The organism is Fictibacillus gelatini DSM 15865 (assembly GCF_000430745.1).
GTDB classification, from domain to species: Bacteria; Bacillota; Bacilli; order Bacillales; family Fictibacillaceae; genus Fictibacillus_A; species Fictibacillus_A gelatini.
The window spans coordinates 1-26,080 of record NZ_AUMP01000037.1; the positions used below are offsets into that span (position 1 = coordinate 1).

A 26,080-nucleotide genomic window follows, 5' to 3' on the forward strand; every position below is an offset into this window, starting at 1 on the left:
AAACGATTTTTGCACATCTTGTTGCGGGAATCCAGCTGATGTGCGGTCTTCTTGCGCTGCCCTCGTATACCCTTCAACGACAGGGTTGACAAATTCAAGGTGACTCGGGTTATTGGCTAATGTCAAGCGGGCTTCCAATGAATTCGATTCCTTGATCGCGCGTACTCCGCCGAGATGGTATTTCACATCGCCCGTCCAGCCGTAGTTGATTCCTTTCGATCCTTCCGATGGAACCAATTCTTTATTCGGGGAGTGATGGAACTCCGAAAAGATGATTTCATACGGCTTGCCTAATACGTGGGCCAGCACATTTAAACGTCCCCGGTGGGCCATGCCGATCATCACATTTTTTGCCCCGTCTCTGACCCCTTCAAAAATAATATCGTCAAGCATCGGGACAAGCACATCGACACCTTCGATGGAAAAGCGTTTTTGCCCGACAAACGTTTTATGCAAAAACTGTTCAAAGCCTTCGACTTCCGTCAACCGGCGCAACAAGTGAACGCGTTCTTCATTTGATAACGAACGTTGGATGGAACCCGATTCCACCATATGGGTTAGCCAATTTCGTTCTTCCGCTTCATGTACATGGCTAAACTCATATGATAGTGACTTTGTATAGAGTTCTTTCAACCGATTGACGGCATCAAGAGCAGTACTCACATCATTTGGCGCATCTGGCCAGACCGTCTTTGCCGGGATCGCTTTCAAGTCTTCCTCGGATAACCCATATTTTTCAAGAGCCATAAATGACCCGTCATTTGCTGGCTTCTCTAACGGATTGATAGTTGCTTCCAAATGCCCGTCTGAACGAATTGCCTCGAGCAGTTTTACCGCTTTCACGACGTTTTCCAGATTCGTTGAGCTGCTGTAGGCAGAGGAGGAATTTTCAGCTATTTTTTCAGATGAGTTTGTTTCATAGGATAGAGGAGAGCCCCACTTTGCAAAAAGTTCCTTTAATTCCGGGGAAACGGAGTCATCTCCATTTACATACTGTTCATATTGTTCAATGACATAGCCTAGGTTTGGGCCATGAAAGTTTTCCCATGGATTTTGTTGGTTTTTCAGCATTACCACATGCCCCCATGAATATTTTTTATCGCTTTAGGAAAAGCAATTATAGTTTGCTTACGGATAAGGATAATGCAATAATTAAAATAAATAAAATGCTAAAAAATTATATTTAAATATAAGAAAAATTTATATGGCAGTAAGGGTGGGGATAATGGATTACCGTGATTGGGAAATATTAAAGGTTCTTTATAGCCAGAAAAACTTGACGAAAGCTGCCCGGCTTTTGTTTATCACTCAACCGGCATTGACGAACCGCTTAAAACATATGCAGGAGGAGCTGGGGGTTAAAATAATCACCAGAGAAAGCAGAGGAGTTCATTTTACCCCTCAAGGAGAATATCTTGTCCATTGCGCGGAGGAGGCTCTGGATCATTATCAAAAAATAAAAGAAAAAGTCCGCAATATGAGCAAGAATGTAAGCAATGAGGTTGCAGGCACATTGAAATTGGGTGTATCCAATTTTTTTGCAAATTATGAACTTCCTTATATTTTAAAATTATTTAAAATGCAATATCCCCATGTGGAATTCAAAGTGGTTACAGGCTGGAGCAGAGATGTAACTCAGCTTATACACAATAAAGATGTTCATATTAGCTTTGTCCGGGGGGATTATGGGTGGAGAGGATTATCGAAACAATTATTATTTGAAGAAACAATTTGCATTACGTCAAAGGAAGAGATTGATATTACCGATCTCCCCCACCTTCCTAGAATCGACTATAGAGGAGATTACTTATTAAAAACGTTGATTGATCATTGGTGGGCTGAAAACTATGCGGATCCGCCCTTCATCAGCATCGAAGTCGACCAGGTTGATACGTGTAAGGAAATGGTTGTAAATGGTTTAGGCTATGGCATTTTGTCCAGCAGGATCCTCGCCGGGATAGATGATGTACACCAAATTGACTTAACTGACCAAAATGGGAATCTAATCTTGCGAAGAACGTGGATGTATTATCATAAGGAATCGCTAGAGTGGAATGTTGTTAAAGCATTCGTGCATTTTATAGAAAATTACTATAAAAAGCAATAGAAAAATGGGAAAAAGTCGGTCCGAATTTTTAGGAATCGACTTTTTCTTAGTTAACGAATGGCACCTCGTTTTTATTCTTCATCGTTGTTTTTAATCCTTCGTTTCAAGCGGGTAAATGCAATGAAATCGTACAGCTCCTCTTTCGTTAAAGGAATTCCATCCAATGAAAGGGCAATTTCTGATTCCAGACATTCAACCAGCTCGAGCTTCTCCTGTTTATCATTTGTCCGGTTTAAAATATAATCAACCGTTGTTTCAAATAGATTCGCGATTTGCAGTAAAGCTTGCAAGGAAGGCTGCCGGTATCCGGATTCATAGCCCGCATAAGTGCTTTTCGCGATTCCAAGGCGGTCGGCAGTTTCCTGCAAAGACCAATTTCTGCTTTTTCTAAGATTCGCTAATCGTTGTAGCATCGATAACTCCGCCCCCTCTATTATTCTCCTTTAATTATAGCAGGCATTGCATCCGTGTGAAAGAAAAAAGTGCGCGTAATGAATACGAATGTTGATTTATATTAGGGTTTAATCATATAATAAGGTATAATTGTTTGCGTAATGCGTATGAAAGTGAAATACAAACGATGGGATGATAAGCGATGAAGAAATTATTGTTAATTGCGACAGGCGGAACAATCGCATCCGTTGAGGGAGAGGAAGGCCTTGCGCCCGGCTTGACCGCTGAGGAGCTGTTGGAACATTTCAATCACTCTTCGGAATCGGTTGATGTGACTTGCCAAATTCTTATGAACAGGGACAGCACGAACATGCAGCCAGAACATTGGGCGGAAATAGCTGAAGCCATATTCCGGAATTATGAGCAATACGACGGATTCGTTATTACTCATGGAACGGACACGCTCGCATATACTGCGGCTGCATTGTCTTACATGATGCAAGGACTGCAAAAGCCTGTTGTCATAACGGGGTCGCAGGTTCCGATTAGCTTTAAAAAAACAGATGCGAAAAAGAATGTGGCAGATGCCGTGCGTTTTGCCCGTGAAAATATTGGCGGAGTCTTTGTCGTATTCGATGGGCGAGTAATCATTGGTCCGAGGGCGGTCAAAATGAGAACGAAAAGCTATGATGCTTTTGAAAGCATCAATCATCCATACGTTGCTTTTATCGAGTCGGGGGAAGTTCGCTATCATTGGAAACCGGCACCTATTTCTGGTGGACCTCAATGGAATACAAGCCTGTGCCCGGATGTGTTTCTTTTGAAGCTTTACCCAGGAACCAAACCGGAGATATTTGATTGTTTGAAAGGCTTATATAAAGGTGTCATCATTGAAAGTTTCGGCAACGGCGGTTTGCCTTTTGAGGGCCGTAATTTGCTTACGAAAGTCAAGGAACTAACGGAAGCCGGCATTGCCGTAGTGATCACCACCCAATGCCTGGAAGAGGGGGAAGACTTGCTTCTTTATGAAGTGGGGCGCAAGGTAGCCCAACATCGTGTCATTTTATCCGGGGATATGAATACAGAGGCCATCGTCGCCAAGCTGATGTGGGCTCTTGGACAAACTGATTGCATCGATGAAGTTAAGGAAATCATGGAGACGCCAATGGCCGGGGATAAGACTCCTGGATTTGACATAGAAGACTAAAGAAAAAAGCAGCAACATCGTGTTCGGCCTAAAGAGGAGGAGGAAATTCAATGATGTCAACCCTCATTGAAACAAAACAGCACATGAGAATGGAGAAAGATTTTTTAGGTGCAAAGGAAGTGCCTCAAGAAGCCTATTATGGGATTCAAACGCTTCGGGCGGTCGAAAACTTTCCTATTACGGGTTACAGAATACATGGGGAACTAATCAGGGCGATGGCGATTGTCAAAAAAGCGGCAGCGCTAGCCAATATGGATATCGGCCGCTTAGATTTTACTAGAGGGAACGCGATTGCGGAAGCGGCCCAGGAAATCATCGAAGGAAAATGGCATGACCAATTCATCGTCGATCCGATCCAGGGAGGGGCCGGCACTTCCATTAACATGAATGCGAATGAAATCATCGCTAATCGCGCACTAGAAGTATTGGGAAAAGAAAAAGGAGACTATTCTTATATAAGCCCGAACAGCCATATTAATATGTCCCAGTCTACAAACGATGCATTTCCAACCGCCATTCATATCGCAGTATTAAATCTTTTGGAGCTATTGCTTCATACGATGGACGATATGCATCGCGTGTTTTTGCAAAAAGCGCGTCAGTTCGACCACGTCATCAAGATGGGACGCACCCACCTTCAGGATGCGGTCCCGATTCGCCTTGGTCAAGAATTCGAAGCCTACAGCCGTGCAATCGAGCGAGATATCAAGCGGATCAACCAATCAAAACAGCATTTGTATGAAGTTAACATGGGCGCAACCGCCGTCGGAACGGGACTGAATGCAGACCCTCGCTATATCGAAGCGGTTGTGAAACATCTTGCGGACATTAGCAAATTGCCACTTGTCAGGGCGGAGCATCTAGTGGACGCCACCCAAAATACGGATGCCTACACCGAAGTATCCGCCGCGCTCAAAGTGTGTATGATGAACATGTCAAAAATCGCGAACGACTTGCGATTGATGGCTTCCGGTCCCCGTGCGGGATGGGGGGAAATCACGCTCCCTGCCCGACAGCCCGGATCTTCCATCATGCCTGGTAAGGTCAACCCTGTCATGGCGGAGGTCATAAACCAGGTGGCCTTCCAGGTGATCGGTAATGATCACACCATTTGCCTGGCATCTGAAGCGGGACAGCTTGAATTAAACGTCATGGAGCCTGTTCTTGTATTCAACTTGATTCAGTCGATCAGCATTATGAATAATGCATTCCGCGTTTTCACAGATCATTGTTTGAAAGGGATCGAAGCAAACGAAGATCGGCTAAAAGCCTATGTTGAAAAGAGCGTTGGCGTTATCACGGCAGTCAACCCGCATATTGGGTACGAAACAGCAGCACAGATAGCAAGAGAAGCTATCTTGAGCGGACGATCGATTCGGGAACTTTGCCTGAAGCATGGAGTGCTGACGGAAGAGGAGCTCGATTTGATCCTTGATCCGTATGAAATGACACATCCCGGCATTGCAGGCTCTTCGCTTTTTGATAAAAAGTAATTCCGCCACAGCAAGAACATATGTATTCAAAATGGCTTGAGAACTTCTCAAGTCATTTTGTATTTGCTGAAATCCCCCAAAAATTAAGGCGGGATTTTTTAGTTTCTTCTGGGAAATAATACGTTTGAAATCTGTAATGAAAGGCGGTATGGTGATGGCTACCAAAAGAACAGGTTTGAAAGATATTACCTGGTTAAGCATTTCGGTAATTGCGATGATTGTCATTTTAGTTGGATGGATGCTCTGGACCTGGTTAGCGTATTAAATTACATATGAAATTTGGCCGCCGCAATCATAGGCGGTCTTTTTATGGTGGAAATCAGCCACGTTTTTGGCGGATAACGGCCGCTTTGCGTCTATTATCAGCCGCTTTTAGAAACTTATCAGCGACTTAAGACCACTTATCAGCCCATTTCCTAAAAATAGTAAGAAAATTAACGTCAACAGTTATGATCAACCAACCCGATGAGTATCTATAACATATGTTGATAACAAGTAATCTATGGAGAAAAAAACGTAGATGAAAAGAAAATGATGCCGGATAGGAGAGGATTTGCATGACGTTAATTCTTGCTTTTGCATCCATTATTTTGCCCATTGTAACCGCCGTAACAGAAGTAGTAAAACGGGCGTTTTCATTACCGAAAAATCTAGTACCTGCAATCGCATTCGTGCTCGGAATCGTGATCGGATTTGCGGCCGCGCCTTTAACCGATCTAGATTGGACATTAAGATTATGGGGTGGAGCGCTTGCCGGTCTGTCGTCAACCGGCCTTTATGAACTTGCATTTAATAAGAGAGAAGGAAAAACGAAATAGAGGTAGATTAAAATCCGTCTTCGAAGACGGATTTTTAAGTTGTTTATGTGGAAAGAAAACTCCTCATTGAAAATCCTCTATGAATCTTTATAAAAGAAAACTTCGGTTGTACAACAATATTGAAAACAAAAGACCGATTATTATGAGTAAATATTTTGGTTCGGAACAAATGTAAATGGTAAGGTTTTGCATGTGAAAACAATTTTTATGAACTCCCGCATGTTTGTAAATACTAAAGCCATAATGATCTATAATGAGGAAGGTGCAGAGATTATGGCAGCGAGAAATGAAGGAAACACGCGTGAGCAGAACGCCCATGTTTTTTGGATGGCGATGACCTTTGGAGCGCTCCTTATCATCTTAATTTTATGGATGATCTGGATGTGGCTAAAATAAAAGAGTAATGAAGCGGCTTATCATGGAAGCCGCTTCATTACTTTAAATATCGCTAGATGGGTGAAGTGGAATGGAGTAATTTTTTGTCTTTTTCTTTTTAGATACTTTTGCCCGTGCTCCCATCGGTTTTTGCAATAATTCTTTAAAATAAAAGTCGCCATGGGCATTTTTCTGAGAAATTAAATGGATTGTCGCTTTCACATCATCTAATGCTCTATGTAATCGATCTGCATGAAGGTTATGTTCGAAAAGCAAATCTCCAAGTTTTTTTGACGTAAATCCGTACTGTTTCCACTGGATTCCGTTCATTGAACAATGCCATGGCATGTCCGACGTCAATGGAAAATATCTTTTCAGAAACCCTTTTTCAAAACTGGCATTATGCGCAACTAAAAGATCTGCCTGTGCCATCATATTTTCAATCCGTTTGTTGTCAAGGCGTTTTCCGATTAAATCTTCTTGCCTGATGCCGTGCACGTTGGCCGCACCGGGTGAGACCGGTTTAGACGGCTCATTTAGCTCGCAATATTCATCAATGATTTCAAGAACTTCACCGCTCGGCCGGTTAAAAGTAAAGAGAACGATAGCAAGTTCGATAATTTCCTCTTTATAAATACTTAAACCCGTCGTTTCAATGTCGATACACGCAGCCATTCCAATGGTTGATTGTTTAAGCATATTAGCCTCCCTCTATATTTTCGATTCCCCTCATCGATTGCTTTTCATTCATCTTACCAATACCATTTCCATTTGAAAAGAATGTTTAATCAATCGTTTTAAGGGTACAAATATAGTAAAAGACTACGGAGGACTAAAGGCGGATGAGTAAAAAAATAATCGGTGTGTATGAGACGAACAATGAAGCGATGAAAACGATCCGTTCACTAATTGCAGAAGGATATGATCCGAAAGAGATTTCGATCCTTGCAAAAGATGAACGGCAAATGGACGAAATTGCGGATCAAACCCATGTTGCTGAAGAACACCCGTTAAATGGGGTAAATGAAGAAGCTTACGGAACCATTGCCGGGTTTTTAACAGGCATTAGCGGTTTAATCGCGGTTCCAGGATTAACTGCACCAGTTATCGGGCCGCTTATTGCCGCTGGCCCTTTTGCAAAATTATTTAAAGAAAATGAAGATCACGATTTAAAGGAAATGTTATTAACATTAAACATTTCGGAACGGCAAGCCGAACAATATGTCGATGATCTTCATCACGGATGCATTCTTGTGATTCTTGAAAAAGACAATGCAAAAGACTAATTCGGAGGCCAGAACCTACCGCCTGTGTAGACCTGGCTTTTTTTTATGGTGATTAATTGTTGGAGAAACCAAAGAAGGTAATGGATAATAAAGAAAAAGGAGGATGATGGCATCATGATGTTTTTAAAGCTCCCACGGGAACAAAAGGAACAAATGATCAGTGAAATCCAGCAATACTTTTACAAAGAGCGAGGGGAGGAAATCGGGCATTTAGCGGCAGAAAACATGCTCGACTTTTTCATGAAACACGCTGGCCCTATTCTTTATAACCAGGCCATCAGCGATGCCCGGCGTCTTGTAGCCGATCGAATGGCTTCGATTGAAGATGACCTCTATGCGTTAGAAAAACGATGAAATTTTGGAGATAACACAAACAACCTTACCCGGGGTGCTTTCCTTTTAAACAATTAACCGATGAACCCCGACACAATCTCTAAAACGATAACACTAATGGCAAAAAAGAGGATGACTTTGCCCGGGAAAACCATTCGAACCATAATCATGGAAGGCTAAAGACAGGCAATGATTTTACATAGCAAGCATCGGCCTAATTTTTTTAGTGCAACAAAAAGCATATTTTTTTATGTTCCAATCTATATATGGCAAAATGAAAAATAAGTCTTCATTTGAAGGAGGATTTGGAAATGGTAAAAAGCATCCAGGATACAACGACTTTACATAATGGGGTCAAAATGCCGTGGGTAGGACTTGGCGTTTATAAGGCGGAAGAAGGGGAAGAAGTAATTCGTGCGGTGAAGGCGGCAATTAGCGCCGGGTACCGAAGCATTGATACGGCCTCTCTTTATCAAAATGAAGAAGGTGTTGGAAAAGCGATAAAAGAGTGCGGCGTTCCTCGTGAAAAACTTTTTATTACGACTAAAGTATGGAACACCGATCAAGGGTATGACTCGACATTGACCGCTTTTGAAGAAAGCCGGAAAAAGTTAGACCTCGATTATGTCGATCTTTATTTAGTGCATTGGCCGGTGAAAGAAAAGTATAAAGAAACATGGAGAGCGCTTGAGAAACTGTATAAAGACGGAAAAGTGAAGGCAATTGGCGTGAGCAACTTCCAAATTCATCATTTAGAAGATATTATGGCCGATTGTGAAATAAAGCCAATGGTCAATCAAGTGGAATGCCATCCGCAATTATCGCAAAAAGAACTGCTTGCTTTTTGTAAAGAAAACGACATTCAACTAGAAGCGTGGCGGCCATTATTAAAAGGTGAAATTTTAAATGATCCGGTTCTTACAAAAATTGCGGAACAACATCAGAAATCCGTTGCCCAGGTCACTTTGCGCTGGCATTTGCAAAACGGAATTGTTGTTATTCCGAAATCCGTTAATGAAAACCGGATTAAAGAAAATGGAGATCTCTTTGATTTTGAACTTTCGCCTGATGAAATGAGACAAATAGATGCACTTAATATCAATAAGCGAAACGGCCAGGATCCGGATAACTTTAAATTTTAAACTTCGATGTAAATAAGCGAGACTCTGAATCAATAGAGCTCGCTTTGTTTGATTTAAATCAGAATTTCAACCATGCTATAGATAGAAACAGCTAGTAATAGAACAATACTAAATAGAAACGTTTTGTTAGACCGAAACTCTTGATCGAGCCGCCTTTTAATAAGTACGTAAGTCAAAACAATTAAGGTATAGCCTAAAAGAATTTCATAACCGTAAGTTGGAAATTTAAGACTTAGTACAAAAATAGCCAAATTTAATAGGATAACGCCGCAGGCTTCAAAAAAATATATCCGATCCATCATTTTCATCACCAAAATATTCAATTTCTATTTAGAATTAATTGAATAGTAACATAATTACGAAAAATGTCAATAGTATAGCTAAATGCTGAATGAAGTCGAAAGTAAAAAAAGTTGGAGAATATGTCAAGAACCGGCTTAAAGAACCTTCCCGGCTTAAAGCGCAGCCATTCAAACAAAAATTGGCGTTAGAATCAAAAGGGGATTTCGAAATGTCATACGCCGGTTGGGGACCGGACTACCAGGATATGCAACTGATGATTTTAAGTATGTATACATTGAAGGAAAAAATAAAGACTAACCAGAAGGTGGCCCCTTAAATCGGGTTTCCTTCTTTTTTGTTTTATTTTCGAAAAGTAACTTGACAAAAGTAAGTGGAATATCATATTATACTTACATAAGATAAGTTAATAATAAAAATGAAGGAGAGATACATTATGTTTAATCTAGGGTTATTAATTATACGGCTTGTTGTCGGCATTACATTTATGGGGCATGGAACACAAAAGCTGTTCGGCTGGTTTGGCGGCCATGGCTTGAAAGGAACAGCCTCATGGCTTGAATCGATAGGCATGAAGCCAGGAATGCTAATGGCCTTTTTAGCCGGCGCGGGCGAATTGCTCGGAGGCCTTCTTTTTGCAGCAGGGGTCCTCACCCCGATTGGAGCTATTCTTATCGTGATCACGATGCTCGTTGCGATTTTCACTGTTCATGGAAAAAATGGCTACTGGGTGACGCAAAATGGATTTGAATATAACTTGATTCTTATTGCCGTTGCCGTCGGAGTTGCTTTAATCGGCCCTGGCGAGTATGTATTATTTAATATGTAAAAAATAAGCTGCTGAGTTGATCAGCAGCTTATTTGATATTTTCACCATTTTCGAGAAAAAAGCTATGCCTATATAAAATCTTTGTAGAACAAGTGCTAAACTCTATTTTTTAGCACTTGTCCTCATCTTTTCGCCTGACTCCGGTCGGGCCAAACCCGGGTTTCACTTCAAATTCATAACGGTCATCGAGTTCTTTTGCAAATTCATTTTCACTATCCGTCGAAACGAGATTGGCTCTCGGCACTTGAGGCAATGAAGATTTGTTCTTATCTCTTGTAATTCGCTGCTTATGCGCTCTTCCCATTCGTTCTTCACCCTTCCGTGATTGGTTTCTTTCATAGGGTGTGATAAGGAGGTAAAAATATGCGGATAGATTAAATAGCCCCGTAATGGTAAAATGATGAAAAAATGGGGGGATTAATTTGCTCGTTTTCTGGATCGTTTTAGGCGCCGTTATCGGTTTTTGGTTCTCTATGTTTCCTGCATCGATTGGCTATTCTTTACTTATCGGCATTCTCGCTAGTACGCTTATCTATATTTCACTTCAACTTTCAAAGCTTGTGCACTTGCAAAAACGCCAATTGTTCGAACAAGCTTCGCAAAAGTATCCTGAGGCTTCTAAGGCCGAGATTGCTGAAAAGCTCGAAATTCCGGATCGTCAAATTAAAAACTTTTTAGGAAAACTTTAATAAAAACGAGGGATCTCCCCTCGTTTTTTTCATTTTTTTGCGATTCGCTGCGTCTAGTCCTCCTTAAGTCCTGTCTCAGTGGAATTTTGAAGTCAAAATATCCTAAATATTAGTAATCGGAGATTGTTTATTGTCCAAAATGCAATTTTATTGTCCAAAGTTTTTCTTTTGTTGTCCAATCTTAATCATTTATTGTCCGAAATCGAGAGTTTATTGTCTGACCACCGTATTGTTTTATAACAGAATTAAAAACACGAAAAAAATATAACAATTTTTAAAAAAGGTATTCACTTTTCTGAAGATTTGTTATATATTATTTAACAAGAATATCAACTGTTTTATAACAGTAGGATTTAAAGGAGGATAATTAAAAATGGATTGTTTCACTTGTCAGGGAAATGGAGAACTTGAATGTCCGAAATGTAATGGAACAGGTCACCACCAGAGGGAAGGCTGCTGCCAGAACTGTGAAGGCCAGGGCTGTTTAAGTTGCAGCCGCTGTAATGGCAATGGCCGAATTGATTAACAAGCAATAAATGAACATCATCCTGAAATCAAATAGAGCAAGGAGGAAGGCACGTTGAAGCAAACTCAGTTGAAAACAGATTCAGTCGTAAATTGTACAGGGCCTATTCATGAAGGTTACGATGAAATTTTATCGGAAGAAGCATTGAACTTTTTAGGAAAACTCCACGAACGGTTTATGGGTACGAGAAATGCCCTTTTGGACAATCGGAGAAAACGCCAGCAAGAGATTGATGAAGGAATGCTCCCGGACTTTTTGCCGGAGACAAAATCGATAAGGGAAAGTGAATGGACGATTGCCCCGGTCCCAGAAGATCTTCAAGATCGAAGGGTTGAAATTACGGGACCTGCAGGGGATCCGAAAATGGTCATTAATGCACTAAACTCCGGGGCAAAAGTATTTATGGCCGATTTTGAAGATGCCAATTCGCCAACATGGGAAAATACGATTGGCGGACAAATTTACTTGCGCGATGCGAACCGCAAAACGCTTTCCTATGTTTCACCGGAAGGGAAGCCCTACCAATTAAATGAAAATACAGCTACTTTAATTGTCAGGCCACGCGGCTGGCATTTAGAAGAAAAGCATCTACAGTATGGCGGAAAGCCGATGTCTGGAAGTCTTGTCGATTTCGGGCTCTACTTTTTCCATAATGCAAAACAGTTGATCGAAAATGGTTCAGGTCCGTATTTTTACTTGCCAAAGCTCGAAAGTCATCTGGAAGCCCGGCTGTGGAATGATGTATTTGTCTTTGCCCAGGAAGAACTTGGCATTCCGCAGGGAACCATTAAGGCGACTGTACTTATTGAAACGATCCTGGCCGCATTTGAAGCCGATGAAATTTTATACGAGTTAAAAGACCATAGTGCCGGCCTTAACTGCGGAAGATGGGATTACATTTTCAGCTATATCAAAAAACTGAAAAATCATCCAGAATATTTACTGCCTGATCGCTCGCTCGTCACCATGACTGTCCCCTTTATGCGATCATACACCTTATATGTCGTAAAGACTTGCCACAGAAGAAACGCCCATGCCATCGGCGGCATGGCAGCACAAATACCCATCAAGAATAACACCAAAGCGAATGAAGAAGCCTTACAAAAAGTAAAAGCGGATAAAGAAAGAGAAGCAAATGACGGCCATGATGGAAGCTGGGTCGCACACCCCGGTCTTGTTCCAGCCGTAATGGAAGTCTTTAACCGTATCATGCCTGCGCCTAATCAGCTAGAGAAAAAGCGTGATGATGTTCATGTAACAGCCCGTGATTTGCTCGAACCATCACCCGGCCCAATTACAGAGAATGGCTTAAGAACGAACATCTCAGTAGGCATTCAATATATAGAAGCATGGCTAAGAGGCAGAGGAGCGGTCCCGCTAAATCACTTAATGGAAGACGCAGCAACTGCCGAAATTTCAAGGGCTCAAGTATGGCAATGGATTCGCCATGAAAAAGGCGTTCTTGAAGACGGCCGGAACATCACAATGGAACTAGTTGAAAAATTGGTTGAGGAAGAAATGAAAATCATTTGGGCCAACCTGGGCAGTGAAGTTTTCTCATCGGGCAAATTTAATCAAGCAAAGGAACTCTTTATAAAATTGATTAAAGAAGATGAGTTTAATGAATTTTTAACTGTCCCTGGATATAAATACATTTAAGTTAAAAGGAGAGGAAAAATAATGAATTCACAAATGATCACGGAAATGAAGGAAGCCTGGGAAGCGGAAAGATGGAATGGAATCATGCGTCCATACAGTCCAGATGATGTTCTGCGTCTTCGCGGATCGATCCAAATTGAACATACATTGGCACGAATGGGGGCAGAGCGACTCTGGAAGCTGCTCCATGAAGAGGACTATGTCCATGCTCTCGGTGCATTAACAGGCAATCAAGCCGTCCAGCAAGTTAAGGCTGGCTTGAAAGCGATATACTTAAGCGGTTGGCAAGTCGCAGCTGATGCGAATCTCGCTGGACATATGTACCCGGACCAGAGCTTGTATCCCGCCAACAGCGTTCCGCAAGTTGTAAAACGGATCAACCAGGCGCTTCAGCGGGCCGATCAAATTGAGCACGGGGAAGGAAAAAGTGACACGCACTGGTTTGCTCCAATTGTCGCCGATGCGGAAGCCGGATTTGGCGGTGTGTTAAATGTATTCGAGCTAATGAAAGCGATGATTGAAGCCGGGGCAGCAGGCGTCCATTTTGAAGATCAGCTATCTTCCGAAAAGAAATGCGGGCATCTTGGCGGAAAGGTGCTATTGCCAACCCAGCAGGCGGTCCGGAATTTAATTTCAGCCCGGCTTGCGGCCGATGTATTAGGTGTGCCAACCGTCTTAATCGCAAGAACGGATGCGAATGCAGCGAATCTCATTACAAGCGATATTGATCCATATGACCACCCGTTTATGACCGGAGAACGGACGCCAGAAGGATTTTATCGCACAAAAGCAGGGCTTGATCAAGCGATTGCAAGAGGACTGGCATATGCCCCATATGCTGATTTAATCTGGTGCGAAACATCTGAGCCAAATTTGGAAGAAGCGCGGAGATTTGCTGAAGCGATTCATGAAAAGTTCCCAGGTAAACTGTTAGCCTATAACTGTTCGCCATCATTTAACTGGAAGAAGAAGCTCGATGATGAAACGATTGCGAACTTCCAGCGCGAAATCGGAAAAATGGGCTATAAGTTCCAGTTCGTCACACTCGCCGGATTCCATGCGTTGAATCATAGCATGTTCGAGCTTGCGAGGGAATATAGAGATCGCGGAATGGAAGCTTATTCCGAATTGCAGCAGGCCGAATTTGCGAGTGAAGCATATGGTTACACGGCTACCCGCCATCAGCGCGAAGTCGGAACCGGCTATTTCGACGATGTGGCGCAAGTAATTTCCGGAGGAACCTCTTCAACAACAGCACTTACAGGTTCCACCGAAGAAGAGCAATTTTCGACAGCCAACTAAATAAAATATTCAAGGAACAGGTGTAACAGGTGCCTGTTCCTTTTTTGTATTATTTATTCGTCAAACAACAGGTTATATACCCTCCCCTTTTTTGCTCCGTCATACGGAAAATTCAAGCTGGTAAGAAGCTTACGGGCAATAGAACTAGAGGGGAGCTTCAAAAATTCCCTAAACTGTTGGTTTGTGATCGTTGATCGAATGAGGAGACAATAATCTTGAAGGGCGGCTAAGTGGGCGTCTTTCGAGGAAAACGAGCAGATAGAGCAGATCCATGTTCCATACGCTCGTTTCATCGGGAGAGCAGAACAATTCGGACAGGAAACGCCTTGCAACAGTTCAGAAGACAAGATCTCATATTGTGATAGAACATCCAAATTTAGTGGAGTGTGATGTTTTATAAGAAGTTTTTCCAGTTTTCGAAGCTCTTTATTCGAGAGTTGTTCTTCATTGTGCTGATTTTTAAAGGTTTCTATTTTCGGCAGGAGGGTCTGGCTCTTAATGATAGTTGTAAAATATTCAGGCCAATTGGCGGTTGTTTTTATGATCGAATTAGGGTTTGAAAGGACTACGATTCCTTCCACCGGCACCAGTGGAAACTTAAAATCTTTAAGCCAGTTCACGAATTGGTGTTGTTGATGCTTAACTTGCAAGATAGGATCCGGAAATGATTCCTCACACTCTTTCGTGATTCGGATAAGCTGATGAAAGATATCAGCCACTTTTAGTTGAATAACGGCCACTTTGCACGATTTATCAGCCACATTCGCTTACTTATCAGCCGATTAACTAAAAAATGTAAAAAAAACATATTCGTGATAATTCAATCGTTTTTACATACAGAAAAAGTTACCATTAAATGGGCGGATTCATCAGTGACTTTTTTACCAAAAATTGAAGATTTGCTTTTCATATCCGGCGAAAGTAGTAAAAATAAAGGGATTTACTGAACAGGCGGAGAACAAAGTAAAAGAGGTATTGTCTAAGTTTGTTTAAGGAGATGAGTTCCGTGGACAAGTTGTTTGCATTGTTGGATTCCTTTTATCATGAAATGGTCGATATTAGACGCTATCTTCATCAGCATCCCGAATTGTCATTTGAAGAGGTAAAAACGCCAGAATTTATCGCTGAATATCATCGCAATCTCGGTCATGAAGTGCGTACGGGCGTTGGCGGAAGAGGGGTAGTCGCCACCCTCAAGGGAGCGAAGCCAGGAAAGACCGTTGCACTGCGCGCTGATTTTGATGCGCTCCCTATCCAGGAGGAAAATGATGTGCCTTACAAATCAAAAGTTCCTGGAGTTATGCATGCTTGCGGCCATGATGGACATACCGCTACATTGCTTGTTTTAGCAAAAGTTTTAAACCAGTTAAAAGAACATATAGAAGGAAATGTCGTTTTTATTCACCAGCATGCCGAAGAACTTGCCCCCGGGGGAGCCATCGCCATGATTGAAGATGGCTGCCTGGATGGGGTAGATGTCATCATCGGAACGCACTTATGGGCGACGATTCCCTGTGGCCAGATTGGATATCGGTCAGGACCGATCATGGCGGCGTCCGACCGTTTTGAAATAAAAATTCAAGGGAAAGGCGGGCACGGCGCCCAGCCGCATGTAACGAAAGACAGCATCGTAGTCGGGGCCCAGCTAGTGACGAATTTACAGCAAATTGTCGCAAGAAGGGTAAAGCCGATCGACGCTGCTGTTGTGTCAGTCGGTTCGTTTGAAGCGAAAAATGCGTTTAATGTGATTGCCGATAGTGCTTTATTAATCGGAACGGTTCGAACGTTTAAAGAAGAGGTAAGAGATTTTATTGAACAAGAAATTGAGCGGATAGTAAAAGGTACATGTTTATCTGCAGATGTAGACTATTCATATCATTATCAAAAAGGCTACCCTGCTGTCGTCAACCATAAAGAAGAAACAGAGTTTTTGGCAAAATTAGCTGAAAACGTGCCGGGTGTTTCGTCCGTTTTTGAAATGGAGCCGGATATGGGCGGTGAAGATTTCGCTTATTATTTGCAGCATGTAAAAGGAACGTTCTTCTTTACAGGGGCGCAAAATCCGGAGTGGGAAACAACGTACCCTCACCATCATCCGAAATTTGAAATTGATGAGCGGGCCATGCTAATCGCAGCCAAAACGCTGGGCAATGCGGTGTTTACGTATTTAGAGCAGAGGGGCGCTTTAGGAGCGAGAGAAGAAAAAATCAATAGCCAGGTTTCATAATCTTGATAAAAAGAGGGGGGACCCACCCTCTTTTTATTAAAATGTATTAAATAAAAATTTAGAAAATACAAAATATATATTGAGGTTTTCCAATGAATGCTATAAGCTAGTTTGTGAGAACGAATTCATGAAATCGTTCCCATAGACTAGAATAATTTTTTCGTATAGGATGCTCTCGATATTTATAAATGGAGACTCACTTCATCCAAACGTTCAAGAATTACCACTAACGTTGATAAAAAGAAATTTTTGTTGACGACGTTTGTCAGCAGGAAGTCAAAAGGCGTTCAGCAAAAGTGGAAACTGTAAATTTTTTTAGTTTTGAAATCGATTTCAATTTTAGAAAAAAGGAAGGGATTAAGATGAATAAAAAATTAAAGGTTGGAATCATTGGATGCGGAGGGATTGCGAATGGAAAGCATATGCCAAGTCTTGCAAAGTTAGATCAAGTCGAAATCGTTGCGTTTTGTGACATCGTTTTAGAACGGGCACATAAAGCCGCACAAGAATTCGGGGTAGCAGGGTCAAAGGTGTATGAAGATTACAAGGAATTGTTGCAAGATCCCGCAATTGATGTCGTTCATGTATGCACACCGAACGATTCCCATGCCGACATTACCGTCAGTGCATTAGAAGCCGGGAAGCATGTCATGTGTGAAAAACCGATGGCGAAAACGTCTTCGGAAGCACGAAGAATGGTGGAAGCGGCAAAACGGACAGGGAAGAAGCTCACGATAGGCTATCAAAACCGCTTTCGCCAGGACAGCCAATATTTACATAAAGTTTGCGAAGAAGGCGGGCTGGGGGACATTTACTTTGCTAAAGCCCATGCGATCCGTCGCCGTGCCGTTCCGACATGGGGAGTTTTTCTTGATGAAGAGAAGCAAGGCGGAGGACCATTGATCGATATTGGAACACACGCGCTTGACCTGACATTATGGATGATGAATAACTATAGGCCGAAAGCGGTAATGGGGACAACCTACCATAAACTTGGCCAAAAGAAAAACGCCGCTAATGCATGGGGGCCGTGGGATCCGGAGAAGTTTACGGTGGAGGATTCAGCGTTTGGGTTTATCACGATGGAAAATGGGGCGACGATCATGCTCGAGTCGAGCTGGGCGCTTAATTCTCTAGAGGTAGGAGAGGCAAAGTGCACGTTAGCTGGCACTGAAGGCGGAGCCGACATGAACGACGGATTGCGTATCCATGGTGAAAAACACGGGAAACTGTTTACGACGAATGTGGAATTAAACACTGGCGGAGTAGCTTTCTATGATGAAAATAGCGAAAGTGAAGCGGATCTTGAGGCACGATTATGGATTGAAAGCATTTTAAATGATACAGAGCCAGTCGTTAAACCGGAAGAAGCACTTGTTGTCACCGAAATTCTTGAAGCCATCTATGAATCTTCTAAAACGGGAAAAGCGGTTTATTTTGATAAAATACCTGCTTTGTAGTAAGGATTCCGATTATCTTGAAAAGGAGAAAACCGAAATGACTAAAGTTACCGTATGGAATGAAAACCGGCATGAACAATCGAATGAGGAAGTGAAGAAAATCTATCCCGAAGGAATTCATGGGGCCATTTCTAATTTCCTATCGAAGGCCAATTTTGACGTGAGAACAGCAACTCTTGATGAACCGGAACACGGTTTAACGGATGAAGTGCTGGAAAATACAGATGTGTTAATTTGGTGGGGGCATTTGGCTCATCATGAAGTAGAGGATCGAGTTGTTAAAAAAGTACAGAATCGTGTGTTGGACGGAATGGGGCTAATTGTGCTGCATTCCGGCCACTTTTCGAAAATATTTAAAACATTGATGGGGACGAGCTGTGATTTGAAATGGCGTGAAGCAAACGAAACCGAACGGCTCTGGGTTGCTGATCCGAGCCACCCCATCACTGAAGGAATTGGAGAGTTTATACAGCTTGAGAAGGAAGAAATGTATGGTGAGCACTTTGATATTCCGGCCCCGGATGAGCTCGTATTGATCAGCTGGTTTGAAGGAGGAGAAGTGTTCAGAAGCGGATGCACCTACAGAAGAGGGAAAGGAAAAGTGTTTTACTTCCGTCCGGGACATGAAACATACCCCACTTATCACAATGAGCAAATTCAGCGCGTCATTGTCAATGCGGTAAACTGGGCAAAGCCTGTCAAACGGGAAAAGCCAGTCTACGGTAATGCAAAGCCGCTTGAGCCGCTAACTGTCAAATCTTAAAAGAGACGGCCGGTAAGTAAAGCCCCGGCTGATGAACAAAAATAGATCAGCAGTCGCTTTCAATTTATAAAGGAAGGTGTCAAACGTATGAAATTAGGTGTTTTTACCGTTTTGTTTTCACAAAAAACGTTTACTGAAATGCTCGATTATGTAAAAAAAGCCGGGGTGTCCGCCGTTGAAATTGGCACCGGCAACTATCCAGGAAATGCGCATTGCGATTTAGATGTGCTTCTTGAGAGCGGGGAGAAGCGGAAGGAATACATGCGGGAAATTGAGTCAAGAGGGCTTATGATCAGCGCTTTTAGCTGCCATGGCAATCCGCTTTCTCCAAACAAAGAGTTCGCGAAACAATCCCATGAGACGTATGTCAAAACCGTTCGGCTTGCAGAAATGTTAGGTGTACCAGTCGTGAATTGCTTCTCGGGGGTAGCCGGGGATCACGAAGGCGCGAAACACCCTAACTGGCCTGTCGCGCCATGGCCAAATGAATATGGAGAAGTATTAAAGTGGCAATGGGAAGAGCAGCTGATTCCTTATTGGAAAGAATGGGGCCAGTATGCGAAAAACCACAATGTAAAAATTGGCCTTGAACTTCACGGGGGCTTTCTAGTTCATACCCCCTATACATTGCTTAAGTTAAGAGAAGAAACAAATGATGCGATCGGCGCCAATTTAGATCCGAGCCATCTTTGGTGGCAAGGGATTGATCCGGTTGCCGCTATCAAAATACTTGGAAAAGAAAATGCGATTCACCACTTCCACGCTAAAGACACGTATATTGATCAGGATAATGTTAATATGTATGGCCTTACGGATATGCAGCCATATGGCAATGTGCAAACCCGTGCGTGGAGTTTCCGTTCTGTAGGCTGCGGCCATAGCACCCATGAATGGTCGGATATGATGAGCGCTTTAAGGACATACGGGTATGACTATGTTGTAAGCATAGAGCATGAAGATCCATTAATGTCGATTGAAGAAGGGTTTTCCCGTGCCGTTTCAACCCTTCAATCTGTTTTAATCAACGAACAACCGGCTGAAATGTGGTGGGTATAAAAACGAAAAAAGGGCATCGCTTTTCGAGGAAAAGTGATGCCCTTCCATTGTGGCCCAGCATGAGTCATCTGTAAGGTGGTATGAGCGGATTGGCTCATCACTTAATGATTAGCCTCCTACACGACTAACTTGAACGTTACAGCCAGCGGCGGTAGGCCTCAATCATATCGTTGTATAAATGGTATGGATGTTCTTCAACTGAATTTTTGCAAAAACGTTTAATGTACTGCAGAAAATAAAAGAACCCTGAAAAGTCAGGGTTCTTTTGAATTAGTTCACGCCAACTTGTGTCCAGGCGTTGGCAACCGCGTTGTATTCTGCGCTTCCCGAACCGTATAGGTCAGCTGCGGCGCTTAATAGAGCGGCTCTTGCGTCACTGAAATTGCTTGTTGGTGTTAAATATTGAGTTAGCGCGCGGTAATAGATTTTTTCCGCTTTTGAAACACCGATTGCTGTAATCGTGTTGTAAGCGGCTTTGTTCGGAATACCACTATTCGTATGGACACCGCCGTTATCGTCTGATGTGTAGACATAATTCCTCATATGATCCGGTTGTCTGTATTGCGGAGGATTCGATAAGCTTCGAAGCCCATCGCCGGAAACGCCCGGGGTATAGACATCTTCGCCCATCAACCAGTCGCCAGTATCCATGAAGTATCCGAATACATCGGACATCGATTCATTCAATGCACCGGATTGGTCTTGATATTCAAGTCCTGCCGTCGATTCAGTCACCGCATGGGTGAGTTCGTGGCCGACGACATCGACAGCACCGGAAAGTGAAGTAAATGTTTGTCCGTCACCATCGCCATATACCATTTGCGAGCCATTCCAAAACGCATTGTTGTATTTATAGCCGTAATGAACGGTTGACCGGATGGTAGAGCCTTGATTGTCGAAGCTGTTTCTACCAAACTTGTTTTTGTAGTAGTCATAGACGACTCCCGCATTATAATGGGCATCAACATCCGCTCTTTGTGATGTGGACGTAAATGCATTATCTGCATCAATAGAATAGCTGCCAGGCAAGCTGCTTCCGCCTTTTGCTGTAAATGTTTCGATTACGCCGGACATCGGTTTTGTCGTGTCATAGAGGTAATAGTTTCCACCGGATAAATACGTATTCAACGTTTTTCTGGCACCATTTACGCCATAGCCGTAACCTGTGGCCGGACCGTCATTGGCAACCGCATTAAATTGATGAATAACGTTTCCTTTCACGGCATCAACATAGATTTGCCAGTTTGCCGGATAAGGATCAATAAATTGCAAAGATACCCGGTAAGCAAGGCTATATTCACCATCATGCTTATAAGCGACGAGTTTCGCTTTTTCGACGGTATTTTTCACTTTAGAAGCCGGTTTAAGAGAATTGGAAGACTTGTCCGCATCTTTTTTCGGGCTCACTTTAATAGATTTCCAGGCTGCTTTAATGGCCTTCTTTTCACTTATTTTTTTCTTTGCTCCGTTCTTTAACGTTTTTGGCAAATCGGAATGAATCCCACCGTTTATGGCAGTAATTTTCCCGGATTTATCCGTATGGACGATGAACCTCGCCCCGTCAATAGGCACTCCCTCGATCGATTGGTTAAATACATAATGTTTCATTCCGAGCTTGTCTTTTTCCACTTTATCAAATAATAGATTAGAAGCCGGATCGAAAGGATAAAGATGTTTGTTCTTTTTTATGAATGCGAGAATGTCTTTTTTTGTAGGGTATTTTTCATCTGTAAGCTTTCCGAATAGAAAAGAAGGAACGGAATGGTCTTCTTTTGACCAGGTTACATGTACCGGCTTTGTTTCCGATTGATTGATTTCATGTAAAACGAGTTTTTGCGTTTTTGTACCGGGCTCATTGGCTGCAGAGGCAGAGTAGGCTGAACTGAAAATAATTCCTAAAGAAAGAACAGCAGTTAATCCTTTTTTCATAACATCCTCCTAATACGTTAACCAAATTTTAAAGGGCCCTTTACAAACATCATATCATTTTTGGGAAAAATGTATATTGGGAAAATACCAAATTTTATATACTAATTAGCTTAATTTGTTGAAAGCGTTTTCCCAATGTCGAGATAAATGGAAAGTAGTATAATAGAAGGTTAATTTAATCGACAACACTCGCATAAAAACGCATTTTTTTAATATTTTGTTTACACAAAACTATGAAAAATACAAAAATTGTATTGACCACAAGATAGTAGTTCAATTAGACTATTAATGAGGAAAATTTACTAGATTTCCAATAATCAGTTAACTACTAGACCGAATTGAAAGGGGAAAATGCATGAAGAAGAAGATCGCTGTCTTTACCACGGGTCTTATGATGTTCTCCACAGTAGCGTATGCGCAAGGAAGTTTAGCAAAACCAGACTTCAATCGCTCGCAAACGAAATTACACACAATGCTTCAACAAAACCACCTCAACAAGAAATTAACTGAAAAGAAATTAGACAAGCAATATAAAGCGCATGATAATGTAAGGGTTATCATTGAATTAAATGACAAACCCGCCATTGAACAAGCGAAACAGCAAAATCTAAAATACTCCACCATGAGCGTTTCCCAGAAAGAAAAATTAAACGATAAATTGCTAGAAAAACATAAGCAAGTAAAAGAAAAGATTGCCAGGAAGAAAGTGAAGATGAAGTACAAAGAAAGCTTCACGGCGATCTATAACGGCTTCAGTGCTGAAACGGAATATAAGAATATTACAGAAATTGAAAAGCTGCCTGAAGTAAAAAGTGTACATATTGCCAACGAATATAAGCGTCCGGTGGAAAAAGCAAAAGCCGAAAAGCCAGATATGATTTACAGCAAAGATTTAATCGGAGCCAAAGAAGAGTGGAAGAATTACGGCTATACAGGGAAAGGAACGGTTGTAGCCGTTATTGATACGGGGATTGATTATACTCATAAAGATATGAAACTAGATTCTACGAAAAATGAAAAGCTGACAAAAGCAAAAGTAGAATCATTGATTAAAAGTAAAAACCTTAAAGGAAAATTTTATACGGATAAAGTCCCTTATGGATACAACTATTTTGATAAAAATGACGAAGTGCGTGATTTAGGGCCAGGAGCTTCTATGCACGGAATGCACGTTGCCGGAACGGTCGGGGCAAATGGCGATGAGGAGCATGGCAGCGGAATAAAAGGGGTAGCGCCGGACGCCCAGCTTTTAGCAATGAAAGTGTTTTCGAATGACCAGAGCTTTGGATCAACATGGGGAGACATCTATATTAAAGCGATTGATGATGCGATAACGTTAGGAGCGGATGTCATTAACATGAGTCTCGGTTCTCCGGCTTCGTTTGTCGACAAAACGGATCCTGAGCAGCAAGCGATCACTAACGCCGTGAACAACGGAATTCTTTGCTCGATTTCAGCCGGCAACGAAGATACATTTGCCGAAGGGTATGAAACGTACACGACCAATCCGGATATTGGATTGGTCGGAGCGCCAAGTGTTACAAACGAATCGCTGTCGGTTGCATCCCTTGAAAACACAAAAATTATGCTGAAAGGCATGCAAGTTTCCGTTGATGGCCAGGATCAAGGGTATTTGGCCTATAAACAAACGGAATCGCCGAACGCCGCAAAAACGCTTGGAAGCGGCAAACAGGAAGTTGTCTTTGTTGGCGATGGACAACCGGCAAATTATGAGGGAAAAGACGTCAAAGGAAAAGTTGTTCTCGCGGTCCGTACAGGAAGTTACTTCTATGCAGATATCCAAAAAACAGCTGAAGAACATGGTGCTGCGGCTGTCCTCATTCGCGGGGCGGTAGCTCACGGTGACTATGTAAATCCTTCGCTGAAAAATCCAACAATCCCTGTTCTTACACTTAGCCTGAAAGATGGAGATGATTTAGCCGCGAGCCTGCAGGCAGATAAGAAGGTGGAAGTTGTTTTTGATGATTCAAACAAAGCGGTTGACAATAGCGCAGCCGGCCAAATGTCAAGCTTCACCTCATGGGGAGTGACGCCGAACCTTGACTTTAAGCCGGAAATTACAGCACCTGGCGGCCAAATTTATTCTACGTTAAACAACAATCAATATGGAGTAATGAGCGGAACATCGATGGCGGCTCCACACGTCTCCGGCGGCGCGGCGCTCATGTTGGAACGCGTCGATAAAGACTTTAAGTTTAAAGGCGCCGATCGTGTGAAAATGGCGAAAAATATCTTGATGAACACATCGAAACCGCAATACGATCATGGGAAGAACAATGAACAGCTTCATAACACAACGCTCTTCTACTCGCCACGCCGTGAAGGTGCGGGCTTAATGAACCTGGAAGATGCGATGCAAACGCCGGTCGTTGTGACTGAGTCGAAGTCCGGTGATGCGAAAGCCGCATTGAAGCAAGTGGGACAATCCTTTGATTTTACCTTAAATCTGAAAAACTACTCTGCAAAAGATGCGGAATACAATGTGCTTGGCACTGTTCAATCCGATTTAGCTGATAATGAGGGGAACAATTATAAAGAGGCAGTCGGCATTTACAAAAAAGGTTCGGTTGGAAAAGAGTATACAGGGGAGTTCCCGATTTCATTTGAAGTAAACGGCAAAAAGGCGGCAAGCGTAAAAGTTCCGGCAAAAGGCACGGCAAAAGTGAAAGTAAAAGTCAATTTAAAAGATACTGTTGACGGCGTAAATCAAAAGTCGCTTGATGAATTATATCCAAACGGTTATTTTGTAGAAGGTTTCGTCCGCTTCCTTGATAAGAACGGAAAGAATTCGCCATTATCCGTTCCTTACATCGGCTTTAAAGGCGAGTGGGACAAAGCGCCTATTCTGGACGGCATGTCCTATGAAGATGACACATATTACGGAATGGCCGGCCTTGTAACAGAAGATGGAAAAGCTGAAGACGGAAGCACCAAGTACTCATATTTAGGTAAAAATGCGCTTGATCCAAAAGCGGGAGTAGACCCTGAGCATGTCGGTTTCTCACCGAACGGGGATGGAAAATACGATACTATTTTACCGCAATTAACATTCCTGAGAAACGCCAAACATGTTGAATATAGAATCGTGGACAGCCATAAGAAGTCATTAGTAAAGCTCGCAACAAGTGAAGATGTAACAAAGAACTATAAACCTGCTGAATCACCTTATAACCTTGTAACCGATGCAACATGGGATGGAAAGGTGAAAGGCGAAAAAGTCCAGGATGGCAAATATTATTACGAAGTGAAATCGGTCATCGATTATCCTAAGGCGAAATGGCAAACGAAGTATATTCCGTTCATAGTTGATACGAAAGCACCTGAAGTATCAGGAACGGTGGATTACTCCACTGGAAAAGTTTCCTGGAAAACGAAAGAAAACGGATCAGGAGTTTCTTACTATGATATTAAAGTAGATGGAAAGAGTGTCCTTGATAAGCCGCTTGCCGGATCAGAAACTTCTTACACATTAAAAGATCTCAGCCCGAAAGCGAAAGTTGAAGTCTTCGCTTATGACTATGCCGGTAACGTCACAAATAGCCCGATGGGAGATGTCAACGACCATACAATCCCTTATATCACGGTAGACACGCCAGAAGGGTTGAGTGCAGTCAACAATAAAAAAGTGGTTGTTTCAGGTCACCTGACGGATGAATCGCAAATGGCAAGTTTCACAATAAATGGCATCCCGGTAAAGCTTGTATGGGATAATGAGAAAAAACAATATAACTTTAATAAAACGCTTACTTACAAAACGGATGGGGTAAAAGCAATTGAATTTAAGGCGCAAGATGCATCCGGAAATAAAATCGACTTCAAACGCGAATATTTCTTAGATTCAACGGCACCAACGATTAAAGTATCCGCACCAAAAAGCGTATCAAGCAAAACAAAAACGGCTAATGTGAAAATCACGCTTACGGACAACTTTAGCGAAATGAGATTTGTCTTTAATGGTGATGAAGAATACCGCCACTACTTCAAAGAGCCTTATGTTATGAAAACATTTACGAAAACGATTACGAAAAAAGTTTCACTTAAAACAGGGACGAATAAATATTTACTTGAATTAAGGGATCTTGGAGGAAACATTACGAAGAAAACATTTACGATTACACGCAAGAAATAAGACGAAAGACTGGCTCTTATATAGCCAGTCTTTCGT

The 26,080-nt window shown here is 42.3% G+C and carries 24 protein-coding genes; 18 read left to right on the forward strand and 6 right to left on the reverse strand.

What is annotated here, in order from left to right:
- Nucleotides 1-1,071 (reverse strand): thiamine pyrophosphate-dependent enzyme (locus tag H538_RS0114965; protein WP_026678293.1); only part of this gene is annotated, 1,071 nt, incomplete at its 3' end.
- Nucleotides 1,072-1,225: 154 nt separating this feature from the next.
- On the opposite strand from H538_RS0114965, the gene H538_RS0114970 reads away from it, so the two are divergent.
- The gene (locus tag H538_RS0114970) at nt 1,226-2,107 is read left to right on the forward strand and encodes a LysR family transcriptional regulator (RefSeq protein ID WP_026678294.1); all 882 of its coding nucleotides are present in this window, start codon (nt 1,226-1,228) and stop codon (nt 2,105-2,107) included.
- 71 nt (nt 2,108-2,178) lie between these two features.
- Here the strand turns inward: H538_RS0114970 and H538_RS0114975 are convergent, their stop codons facing one another.
- Nucleotides 2,179-2,520, reverse strand: coding sequence for a helix-turn-helix domain-containing protein (locus tag H538_RS0114975; protein WP_026678295.1), 342 nt, complete (start codon nt 2,518-2,520; stop codon nt 2,179-2,181).
- 182 nt (nt 2,521-2,702) lie between these two features.
- Between H538_RS0114975 and H538_RS0114980 the strand changes: the two genes are divergently transcribed.
- The 4 genes from H538_RS0114980 (at nt 2,703) to H538_RS26970 (ending at nt 6,414) form a co-directional block, all read left to right on the forward strand.
- Nucleotides 2,703-3,707 (forward strand): asparaginase, encoded by a 1,005-nt coding sequence (locus H538_RS0114980; protein ID WP_026678296.1) that lies wholly within the window; start codon nt 2,703-2,705, stop codon nt 3,705-3,707.
- A 53-nt stretch (nt 3,708-3,760) separates the two neighbouring features.
- Nucleotides 3,761-5,200: an aspartate ammonia-lyase gene (gene aspA, locus H538_RS0114985; protein WP_026678297.1), complete on the forward strand. Its 1,440-nt coding sequence runs from the start codon at nt 3,761-3,763 to the stop codon at nt 5,198-5,200.
- A 557-nt stretch (nt 5,201-5,757) separates the two neighbouring features.
- Nucleotides 5,758-6,018: a holin gene (locus tag H538_RS0114995; protein ID WP_026678298.1), complete on the forward strand. Its 261-nt coding sequence runs from the start codon at nt 5,758-5,760 to the stop codon at nt 6,016-6,018.
- Nucleotides 6,019-6,291: 273 nt separating this feature from the next.
- Nucleotides 6,292-6,414, forward strand: a complete 123-nt coding sequence (locus tag H538_RS26970) for a hypothetical protein (RefSeq protein WP_281172193.1) — start codon at nt 6,292-6,294, stop codon at nt 6,412-6,414.
- Nucleotides 6,415-6,456: 42 nt separating this feature from the next.
- Here the strand turns inward: H538_RS26970 and H538_RS24020 are convergent, their stop codons facing one another.
- A complete protein-coding gene (locus tag H538_RS24020) occupies nt 6,457-7,092 on the reverse strand; it encodes an exonuclease domain-containing protein (RefSeq protein ID WP_051291504.1) in 636 nt (211 codons plus the stop codon).
- A gap of 143 nt (nt 7,093-7,235) precedes the next feature.
- On the opposite strand from H538_RS24020, the gene H538_RS0115010 reads away from it, so the two are divergent.
- From H538_RS0115010 to H538_RS0115035, 4 genes are all read left to right on the forward strand, one after another.
- Complete coding sequence (locus H538_RS0115010; RefSeq protein WP_051291505.1) at nt 7,236-7,679, forward strand: general stress protein; 444 nt, start codon at nt 7,236-7,238, stop codon at nt 7,677-7,679.
- A 114-nt stretch (nt 7,680-7,793) separates the two neighbouring features.
- Nucleotides 7,794-8,033, forward strand: a complete 240-nt coding sequence (locus H538_RS0115015) for a DUF2164 domain-containing protein (RefSeq protein WP_026678301.1) — start codon at nt 7,794-7,796, stop codon at nt 8,031-8,033.
- 290 nt (nt 8,034-8,323) lie between these two features.
- The gene (locus H538_RS0115020) at nt 8,324-9,154 is read left to right on the forward strand and encodes an aldo/keto reductase (protein ID WP_026678302.1); all 831 of its coding nucleotides are present in this window, start codon (nt 8,324-8,326) and stop codon (nt 9,152-9,154) included.
- Nucleotides 9,155-9,890: 736 nt separating this feature from the next.
- Nucleotides 9,891-10,283, forward strand: a complete 393-nt coding sequence (locus H538_RS0115035; RefSeq protein WP_026678305.1) for a DoxX family protein — start codon at nt 9,891-9,893, stop codon at nt 10,281-10,283.
- A 109-nt stretch (nt 10,284-10,392) separates the two neighbouring features.
- Here H538_RS0115035 and H538_RS0115040 read toward each other — a convergent pair whose 3' ends face one another.
- Complete coding sequence (locus H538_RS0115040) at nt 10,393-10,587, reverse strand: YfhD family protein (RefSeq protein ID WP_026678306.1); 195 nt, start codon at nt 10,585-10,587, stop codon at nt 10,393-10,395.
- Nucleotides 10,588-10,705: 118 nt separating this feature from the next.
- Between H538_RS0115040 and H538_RS0115045 the strand changes: the two genes are divergently transcribed.
- From H538_RS0115045 to aceA, 4 genes are all read left to right on the forward strand, one after another.
- Nucleotides 10,706-10,972, forward strand: coding sequence for a hypothetical protein (locus H538_RS0115045; protein ID WP_026678307.1), 267 nt, complete (start codon nt 10,706-10,708; stop codon nt 10,970-10,972).
- A gap of 373 nt (nt 10,973-11,345) precedes the next feature.
- Complete coding sequence (locus tag H538_RS26175) at nt 11,346-11,498, forward strand: hypothetical protein (protein ID WP_154657991.1); 153 nt, start codon at nt 11,346-11,348, stop codon at nt 11,496-11,498.
- A 69-nt stretch (nt 11,499-11,567) separates the two neighbouring features.
- Nucleotides 11,568-13,157, forward strand: coding sequence for a malate synthase A (gene aceB / locus H538_RS0115055; protein ID WP_026678308.1), 1,590 nt, complete (start codon nt 11,568-11,570; stop codon nt 13,155-13,157).
- Nucleotides 13,158-13,178: 21 nt separating this feature from the next.
- A complete protein-coding gene (gene aceA / locus H538_RS0115060) occupies nt 13,179-14,459 on the forward strand; it encodes an isocitrate lyase (RefSeq protein WP_026678309.1) in 1,281 nt (426 codons plus the stop codon).
- 53 nt (nt 14,460-14,512) lie between these two features.
- Here the strand turns inward: aceA and H538_RS24025 are convergent, their stop codons facing one another.
- On the reverse strand, nt 14,513-15,220 hold the full coding sequence (locus H538_RS24025) for a nuclease-related domain-containing protein (protein ID WP_051291506.1): 708 nt from the start codon (nt 15,218-15,220) through the stop codon (nt 14,513-14,515).
- Nucleotides 15,221-15,465: 245 nt separating this feature from the next.
- On the opposite strand from H538_RS24025, the gene H538_RS0115070 reads away from it, so the two are divergent.
- From H538_RS0115070 to H538_RS0115085, 4 genes are all read left to right on the forward strand, one after another.
- Nucleotides 15,466-16,686 (forward strand): M20 family metallopeptidase, encoded by a 1,221-nt coding sequence (locus tag H538_RS0115070; RefSeq protein WP_026678310.1) that lies wholly within the window; start codon nt 15,466-15,468, stop codon nt 16,684-16,686.
- A 362-nt stretch (nt 16,687-17,048) separates the two neighbouring features.
- A complete protein-coding gene (locus tag H538_RS0115075; RefSeq protein ID WP_026678311.1) occupies nt 17,049-18,146 on the forward strand; it encodes a Gfo/Idh/MocA family protein in 1,098 nt (365 codons plus the stop codon).
- 37 nt (nt 18,147-18,183) lie between these two features.
- Nucleotides 18,184-18,909: a ThuA domain-containing protein gene (locus H538_RS0115080; protein ID WP_026678312.1), complete on the forward strand. Its 726-nt coding sequence runs from the start codon at nt 18,184-18,186 to the stop codon at nt 18,907-18,909.
- An 87-nt stretch (nt 18,910-18,996) separates the two neighbouring features.
- Nucleotides 18,997-19,965, forward strand: a complete 969-nt coding sequence (locus H538_RS0115085) for a sugar phosphate isomerase/epimerase family protein (protein WP_026678313.1) — start codon at nt 18,997-18,999, stop codon at nt 19,963-19,965.
- A gap of 270 nt (nt 19,966-20,235) precedes the next feature.
- On the opposite strand, the gene H538_RS0115090 is transcribed toward H538_RS0115085, so the two are convergent.
- Complete coding sequence (locus H538_RS0115090; RefSeq protein WP_026678314.1) at nt 20,236-21,894, reverse strand: M4 family metallopeptidase; 1,659 nt, start codon at nt 21,892-21,894, stop codon at nt 20,236-20,238.
- Between the two features lie 355 nt (nt 21,895-22,249).
- Between H538_RS0115090 and H538_RS0115095 the strand changes: the two genes are divergently transcribed.
- Nucleotides 22,250-26,044 (forward strand): S8 family serine peptidase, encoded by a 3,795-nt coding sequence (locus H538_RS0115095; RefSeq protein WP_026678315.1) that lies wholly within the window; start codon nt 22,250-22,252, stop codon nt 26,042-26,044.
- Nucleotides 26,045-26,080: the final 36 nt, after the last annotated feature.